Below are 268 nucleotides of genomic sequence, written 5' to 3' on the forward strand. Positions count from 1 at the left end.
TGGGGAAAACCGCCATTGTCGAAGGTCTCGCTCAACGTATCAACCGGGGAGATGTGCCGGAGTCGTTGAAAAACCGGCGGGTGATCGCCCTGGACATGGGCTCCTTGATTGCTGGCGCCAAGTACCGCGGTGAGTTTGAAGACCGCCTCAAAGCTGTGCTCAAGGAGGTTACCGAATCGGAAGGGCAGATCATCCTCTTCATCGACGAGCTGCACACCGTGGTCGGGGCGGGGGCTGCCGAGGGGGCGATGGATGCCGGCAACCTGCT

1 protein-coding gene is annotated in these 268 nt (G+C 60.8%); it reads left to right on the top strand.

All coding sequences use genetic code 11. The features are described from left to right. The coding region (locus NW835_RS12180) for an AAA family ATPase (RefSeq protein WP_414415440.1) at positions 1-268 on the top strand (268 nt) is incomplete at both ends.

It is taken from the genome of Synechococcus sp. OH2 (genome assembly GCF_047462155.1).
Lineage (GTDB): Bacteria > Cyanobacteriota > Cyanobacteriia > Thermostichales > Thermostichaceae > Thermostichus.